The organism is Kribbella sp., assembly GCF_035687465.1.
Classification (GTDB): Bacteria; Actinomycetota; Actinomycetes; order Propionibacteriales; family Kribbellaceae; genus Kribbella.
Genome location: NZ_DASRXP010000182.1, coordinates 1 through 3196 on the forward strand (window position 1 = coordinate 1; position 3196 = coordinate 3196).

At 66.9% G+C, this 3196-nt stretch carries 5 protein-coding genes; 3 read left to right on the plus strand and 2 right to left on the minus strand.

The window, feature by feature from the left end:
• Positions 1–183 precede the first annotated feature (183 nt).
• Entirely contained in the window at positions 184–696 is a 513-nt protein-coding gene (locus VFG33_RS09245) for a hypothetical protein (RefSeq protein ID WP_325024479.1), read from the minus strand.
• A gap of 57 nt (positions 697–753) precedes the next feature.
• Positions 754–1008 (minus strand): thioredoxin domain-containing protein, encoded by a 255-nt coding sequence (locus VFG33_RS09250; protein WP_325024481.1) that lies wholly within the window; start codon positions 1006–1008, stop codon positions 754–756.
• Between the two features lie 66 nt (positions 1009–1074).
• On the opposite strand from VFG33_RS09250, the gene VFG33_RS09255 reads away from it, so the two are divergent.
• From VFG33_RS09255 to VFG33_RS09265, 3 genes are all read left to right on the plus strand, one after another.
• Complete coding sequence (locus VFG33_RS09255; RefSeq protein ID WP_325024483.1) at positions 1075–1701, plus strand: SAM-dependent methyltransferase; 627 nt, start codon at positions 1075–1077, stop codon at positions 1699–1701.
• 49 nt (positions 1702–1750) lie between these two features.
• The gene (locus VFG33_RS09260; protein WP_325024485.1) at positions 1751–2593 is read left to right on the plus strand and encodes a DUF6597 domain-containing transcriptional factor; all 843 of its coding nucleotides are present in this window, start codon (positions 1751–1753) and stop codon (positions 2591–2593) included.
• 53 nt (positions 2594–2646) lie between these two features.
• Positions 2647–3196: FAD-binding oxidoreductase (locus VFG33_RS09265; RefSeq protein ID WP_325024487.1), on the plus strand; the 550-nt coding region annotated here is incomplete at its 3' end.

Genomic DNA, 3196 nt, shown 5'->3' on the forward strand with positions numbered 1-3196 from the left:
CGGGCGTCACCGAGAGCGGCGCGGATGACAGCTTCAATCTGCGGTTCGGGCTGCCGGTACGACGTGTAGCCGTCACCGATCCGGCCGTAGTCCGCGTCGCCGGCGCTCCCGTCGGCCGATCGCCCGGAGGTCTGGTGTTGAGTGCTCATCATGCTCCTTTGCGTGTGAGTCCTGCCGCTGACCCTACGGCAGAACCAGCCAGACCAATGGTCTGCTGAGCAGTCCACTGGTCTGCCTGGTATTGGGCTCGCGGCGGCGCAAGCGGCTTAGCCGAAGCTGAAAGTGAAGGCGGATGCCAGGGCTGTAGGTCAGGGTCATCGTCTTGCGCTCGGCTGTTTGCTGGTCGACCAACTGGTAGGCGTTCGGGGTGCCGCTGACGGTGACGGTCTTGTCTGGTTCACCGGCGATGGAGACTGTGACCGCGCCCTGGCCGGACAGGACGTGGTAGACCTTCGAGGCGTTGTAGCTGACCCGGGCCTGTGAGCCCTCGGTCGACGTCACGCTCTGGGTGCCGACCTTCCATTGGCCGCCGAGGCTGTAAGTGTCGTCGAACTGGGCCGGATTGAGGCCGAAGGCAACGGTCTTGTTCGGGGTGAGCTTGCCACTGCCCTTCAGATTGGTCGATCGCGAGTAGGCCAGATAGGTCTCCTGGGTGCGTCCTTCGACGCCGACGTCGGCCTTCACGCTGCCGTCCACGCGTGCGGGCAGCTTGGCCTCAGGGTTCGCTGCGCTGAGGAGTTCCCGGATCTGCTCCTAGGTCTGGGCGTAGTTGCCCTCGCCGAAGTTGATCGACCGAACGATGCCCTCGGCATCGATCAGGTACTTGGCCGGCCAGTACTGGTTCCGGTACGCCGTCCACGTCGCGAGGTTGTTGTCCTGGGCAACCGGATAGCCGATGCCCTCCTTGCGGATCGCGGACTGCAGATTGCCCGCATCCTTCTCGATCGCGAACTCCGGCGAGTGGATGCCGACGATCTCCAGCCCGTGTCGCGTTTGCCATTTCGGCAAAGATGATTGCCATCACAGCCCGAGGTTGGCACTCTCGGGAGGTAGGCGAATCGCGGAGGGACACGGATGACGCACGAATTCGACAAGGACTACTGGGAACAGCGCTGGCGGCAAGGCGGCAGCGGCGTACCGGCAGCTATGGAGAGGAACCCGCCCAACCCCTATCTGGTGCGCGGGACAAGCGGTCTGACCCCAGGTACGGCGCTTGATGCCGGGTGCGGGGCCGGCGCTGAGGCGATCTGGCTCGCGACTCAGGGGTGGCTGGTCACGGCGGCCGACATCTCCGCTGATGCGCTCGATCGGGCAAGGCGGCGCGCGACCATCAGCGGAGTGTCCGAGCAGGTGAGGTGGATCGAGGCGGACCTCACCGTCTGGAGTCCAGACACGCAGTTCGACCTGGTGACGACGCACTACGCGCACCCGGCGATGGCGCAGTTGGATTTCTACGACCGTATCTCCGCCTGGGTAGCGCCCGGCGGCACCCTGCTCATCGTCGGCCACAGCTCCGCGGGACATGGACACCACCACTCGCCGGCCGAGGCCTCGGTCACGGTGGCGGACATCTCCGCGGTCCTGGACGACGCCTGCTGGGAGACCGTCAGCGCCGAAGAACAACTCCGCACTCTCCCCGGACCAGCCGGTAAGACAGCCGACCTGCGCGACGTCGTAGTACAGGCAACTCGACGCTCCTAGTGCATTGATGGCCTTGACGTCGGTCCTGTTCGGACGCTTCAGTGCGAGGGTGACCACAACGGGTTCCTACGTCGAGCATCCTCCCCTGCCGGGGTTGGCGGGGGTTGTGCGGACGGTCTGGATCCAGCGCACAGGCGACGCGGCGTACGTGCAACGGCACCTGCCGACGGGCGGGGTGGAGATCCATTTTCCGATCGGTGGCAGGCCTCAGTTGGTCGGTCCGCTGACCCGTCCGGAGGTCGAGGTCATTCCGGCGCACACCACCATCGTGGGTGTGCGGTTCCATCCGGGGACCGCGCCGCCGCTGCCGACGGTGCTCGACGACCTGGTGGACCAGCGGCTGGGCCTGGCGGAGCTGTGGCGCAGTTCAGCGGACCGTCTTGTGGACGCGATGGCCCGGGCCGGATCGCCCGAAGCGGCACTCGTGTATCTGCAGGGCCACCTGCTGCAGGAGTTTCGCAGTACGGTCCGCGCGGATCCGCTGGTGAGCGAGGCCGTGCAGGCGCTGATGCCCTGGCACCCGATCAACATCGACACCCTGGCCACCCACCTGGCACTCTCCGCGAGCCAGCTGCGCCGCCGCTGCCTGCACGCAGTCGGGATGAGCCCCAAGGTTCTCCAACGGACGTTGCGCTTTCAGGGATTCCTCGCGCTGGCTCAAGCCGGCGCCATCGCGACGGGTCGGCGTGGTGCGGACGGTATGGCGGGATTGGCGATCGACGCTGGGTACGCCGACCAGGCCCACCTCAGCCGGGAATGCCTTCGCCTGACCGGTCTCACCCCGAGCCAGCTCCTCGGCGGTGACCTCGATCGCTGCATGTGTGGTCACGACCATTCCGCCTCCTACAAGCCCTTCCTTGCGACCCGAAGCAGGCCGGTACTGCGCGTCTGAGCCTGCGCGATTCGTTCAAGACCCGTCGTCGCGTCGCTCATAGTGTCGGACTCGTGTCCGACCTAGCCGAGTTCGCCAAGTCACTCGACGGGGAGCTGTTCTGCCCTGAGTCGCCGGGCTACGACGCGATCCGCCGCCCGGTCAACCACGCCTACCGGGAGGTGCGGCCGCGGCTCGTGGTTCTGTGCCGCTCGGTCTCGGACGTGGTCAGCGCCATCACGTACGCGGCAAGCACAGGAGTCCACATCGCCCCTCGTGGCGGCGGGCACTGCTTCGCCGGCCGATCGTCGACGGACGGGATCGTGCTCGACTTGTCCGGGCTCGCTGACATCTCCATGGGGGTTGACGGGGTGGCCACGATTGGCGCCGGCGCCCGCCTCGGACCGGCGTACGCGGAGCTCCATGCCTTTGGCCGGACGCTGCCGGCCGGGTGCGGTCCCACCGTGGGGATCACCGGTCTGACTCTTGGCGGTGGGATCGGTCTGCTTGGGCGCAAGTACGGGCTGACTTGCGATCGCCTCGTCGGCGCAGAGGTCGTGCTCGCGGACGGGAGGGTGGTGGACTGCGATCGCGACCACGAACCAGATCTGTTCTGGGGTCTGC